A 3,704-nucleotide genomic window follows, 5' to 3' on the forward strand; every position below is an offset into this window, starting at 1 on the left:
TCACATCGCCTCCGCCCCACGCCCCATCGCGGCGATGCCGGTCCGCGAGATCTCGACGAGCCCGATCACCGTCATCAGCCCGATGAAGCGGTCGATCTCTTCCGTCGTCCCCGTGACCTCGAACACGAAGGAGTTTAGGGTCGCGTCGAGCGTCTTGGCGCCGAAGGCGGCCGCCAGTGTCAGTGACTCGGTGCGGTGCTCGCCGGTGCCGGCCACCTTCACGAGGCAGAGCTCGCGCTCCAGCGCCTTGCCCTGGAGCGTCAGGTCGACGACCCGGTGGACCGGCACCAGCCGGTCGAGCTGCGCCTTGATCTGCTGGATCACCGCGTCGGTGCCGGTGACGACGATGGTGATGCGCGAGATGTGGCGGGCGACCTCGGTCTCCGACACCGTCAGGCTCTCGATGTTGTAGCCCCGGCCCGAGAACATGCCTGAGATCCGGGCGAGGACGCCCGGCTCGTTGTCGACGATGACGGCGAGCGTGTGCCGGTTGATTGCCTCGACCTTGCCGGCATCGGGGTAGTGCGTGTTCATGGCGTTCATGGCGTGTCTCCTGCGTTCCGGCCGTCAGACCAGCATCTTGCCTTCTGCGGAGATCACGTCGCCGAGCTCGACCCCGGTCTCGCCGAGGTAGTCCGACAGCAGCATCTCGTTATGCGCCTTGCCCGAGGGGATCATCGGGAAGCAGTTCTCGGTCTTGTCGACGACGCAGTCGAAGATGACCGGGCCGTCGTAGTCGAGCATCTCCTGAATAGCGGCATCCAGGTCGCCCGGCTTCTCGCAGCGGATGCCCTTGGCGCCGTAGGCCTCCGCGAGCTTCACGAAGTCCGGCAGGCTCTCTGAATAGCTCTGCGAGTAGCGCGAGCCGTGCAGCAGCTCCTGCCACTGGCGCACCATGCCCATGTACTCGTTGTTGAGGATGAAGATCTTGACCGGCAGGCGATACTGCACGGCGGTCGACATCTCCTGCATGTTCATCAGGATCGAGGCCTCGCCGGCGATGTCGATGACGAGGCCCTGCGGATGGGCGAGCTGCGTGCCGATGGCGGCGGGCAGGCCGTAGCCCATGGTGCCGAGCCCGCCCGAGGTCATCCAGCGGTTGGGCTCGTCGAACTTGTAGTACTGTGCCGCCCACATCTGGTGCTGGCCGACCTCCGTCGTGATGTAGGTCTCGCGGTCCTTGGTCGCCTCGTAGAGGCGCTGGACCGCGTATTGCGGCTTGATGATCGTGCCCGACGGCCAGTAGTTCAGGCACTCGCGCGCCTTCCAGGTGCGGATCTTGGCCATCCACCCGTCGAGGCGGTCCACGTCGGGTTGGGCAGGAAGCGCGCGCCAGGCGGCGAGCATGTCCTCGAGCACCGAGGCGCAATCGCCGACGATGCCGACATCGACCTTGACGACCTTGTTGATCGAGGAGGCGTCGACGTCGATGTGGATCTTCTTCGAGAACGGCGCGAAGGCGTCGAGGCGGCCGGTGATGCGGTCGTCGAAGCGCGCGCCGACGCAGATCATCACGTCGCATTCGTGCATCGCGAGGTTGGCCTCGTAGGTCCCGTGCATGCCGAGCATGCCGAGGAACTTGTCGTCGGAGGCCGGATAAGCGCCCAGCCCCATGAGCGTGGACGTGACCGGGAACCCGGTCTCGTCCACGAGTTCGCGCAGCAGCGTCGAGGCGTGCGGGCCGGAATTGATGACGCCGCCGCCGGTGTAGAAGATCGGGCGCCGCGCGCACGCCATGAGTTCGACGGCGGCCTGGATCGCCCTGGCGTCGCCCTTGAAGGCGGGGCGGTAGGTCTTGTGGCCGTTCTGCGTCGGGCGCTGGTAGAGCCCGCTCGCGAACTGGATGTCCTTGGGCAGGTCGACGACGACGGGGCCGGGGCGACCGTTCGAGGCGACGTAGAAGGCCTCGTGCAGGATGCGTGGCAGGTCGTCGATCGATTTGACGAGGTAGTTGTGCTTCGTGCAGTGGCGCGTGATGCCGACCGTGTCGCATTCCTGGAACGCGTCGGTGCCGATGAGGTGCGTCGGGACCTGGCCGGTGATGCAGACGAGGGGGATCGAATCCATCATCGCGTCGGTGAGACCCGTGATGATGTTGGTCGCACCCGGTCCCGAGGTGACGAGGACGCAGCCGACCTTGCCGCTCGAGCGCGCATAGCCCTCGGCGGCGTGGACGGCGCCCTGCTCGTGGCGCACCAGGATGTGCTTCAACTCCTCCTGGTGAAACAGCGCGTCGTAGATCGGCAGCACCGCGCCGCCGGGATACCCGAACAGCGTATCCACACCCTGATCCCGGAACGCCCGGATGACCATTTCGGCCCCGGTCATGACCTCGCCGCCCATCGTACTGCTCCTTCGCAACGCGCTCGAACCGCGTGCCATTCCTGTCGGTGCGGGCAATAAAAAAGGGTCCCGAGGGACCCTGCATGCGCCACCATCCGGATCGCGACCCCTGATGTCAGGGGCGCCCCGTTGGTGACGCTTCCGCTACGATAAGGATGACGCGCATGAACCTGTTGTCACTCTCACGGATCGCCGTCGCGGCGAATCGAATACCGTGTCGATCCTGATAGACCAGCGTCCCGGGGCGGTCAACGGTGACGGGCTGGTCGTGTCTCGAGCTCAAATCGAGGCCCGAGTGGCATTCGGCGACCCTCCGTTCAAGAAGGGAGCGCGCGAACGAGTTCGAGACCGAACCCTTCGATCGGCTTGTCGTCGACGCCAAGAGCGTTCCATGACGATGAGAAATGCCGCCTCGTTGGCTGTTCCGCTCGATGAACCCCAACATGTGGACCATCGGACCGGTGCGTGATCGAGCTTTCCTCGAAGGCCAGTCCGAATGGACCAATGGCGAGCCGCTGAAATCGCCATGCTTTACTTTGCGGTCACCAAGTGAGCGACGATCGCGGTATCGCGATGAGATCGCGGCCCCGATTTCACCCATCTTAACCTGTTCACCACAGCCTCCGATCGGTAAGGGGCGAGGGGACCATGGCCGCGTACGTGTTGGAAGGACCCCGCTGGGGGAACGGAGTAGCCGGGTCCGCCGCGACCGTGTCTTGGGCCGTCGATAGCTCCATCCCGGCTTCGTTCCTGGCCGAGATCAAGGCGGCATTCGCGACCTGGGCCTCCTATGCGAACCTGACCTTCCAGCAGGTCAGCTCGACCGCGACAGCCAACATCGATTTCAGCAACGGCTACATTGATGGCCTCAACAACGTGCTGGGTCAGGCGACCTACTATTACTCGGGGCCGCGCTTCAGTTCTGCGCAGGTGACCTTCGACAGCGGCGAAGGTTGGCGCGTGTCCGGCAACGATGTCCGCAGCAGCACGGGAGTCGATCTCTACGTCGTTGCCCTGCACGAGATCGGCCATGCGGTCGGCCTGGACCACTACAACGACACGCCCGCGCTGATGAACGCCTATCTCAACTCCTCCGTGACCGGCCTCACCGACTCGGACATCAGCGGCATCCAGGCTCTCTACGGCGTGCGGGCCGCGATCCCGGCTGCAACCGCCAGCCTGCCCTCCCCGGTCGCGACCGCCGACAGTTACGTGGCGGTCGTCGGACGAACGCTCTCGCAGAGCGGGTCCGGAGTCCTCGCCAATGACAGCGTCTCCAACGGAGCCGGCCTGTCCGTCAGCGCGGTCAACAACCTGGCCAGCAAGGTCGGCCAGGCGGTCTCCGGCAGCTACGGCTCCTT

The 3,704-nt window shown here is 65.2% G+C and carries 3 protein-coding genes; 1 reads left to right on the forward strand and 2 read right to left on the reverse strand.

Annotated elements, in window-relative coordinates:
* Together ilvN and ACFE7U_RS08700 are read right to left on the reverse strand one after the other, a co-directional pair.
* Positions 1 to 543, reverse strand: a complete 543-nt coding sequence (ilvN, locus tag ACFE7U_RS08695) for an acetolactate synthase small subunit (RefSeq protein WP_375409331.1) — start codon at positions 541 to 543, stop codon at positions 1 to 3.
* A 24-nt stretch (positions 544 to 567) separates the two neighbouring features.
* Entirely contained in the window at positions 568 to 2,343 is a 1,776-nt protein-coding gene (locus tag ACFE7U_RS08700; protein WP_375409332.1) for an acetolactate synthase 3 large subunit, read from the reverse strand.
* Between the two features lie 648 nt (positions 2,344 to 2,991).
* On the opposite strand from ACFE7U_RS08700, the gene ACFE7U_RS08705 reads away from it, so the two are divergent.
* On the forward strand, positions 2,992 to 3,704 hold a 713-nt coding region (locus ACFE7U_RS08705; RefSeq protein WP_375409333.1), incomplete at its 3' end, for a matrixin family metalloprotease.

The organism is uncultured Methylobacterium sp. (assembly GCF_964251405.1).
Lineage (GTDB): Bacteria > Pseudomonadota > Alphaproteobacteria > Rhizobiales > Beijerinckiaceae > Methylobacterium.

Bases quoted from the DNA above. Each gene is read 5' to 3' on its own strand.
- ACFE7U_RS08700 (WP_375409332.1), bottom strand. From the start codon at position 2,343: ATGGGCGGCGAGGTCATGACCGGGGCCGAAATGGTCATCCGGGCGTTC.
- ilvN (WP_375409331.1), bottom strand. From the start codon at position 543: ATGAACGCCATGAACACGCACTACCCCGATGCCGGCAAGGTCGAGGCA.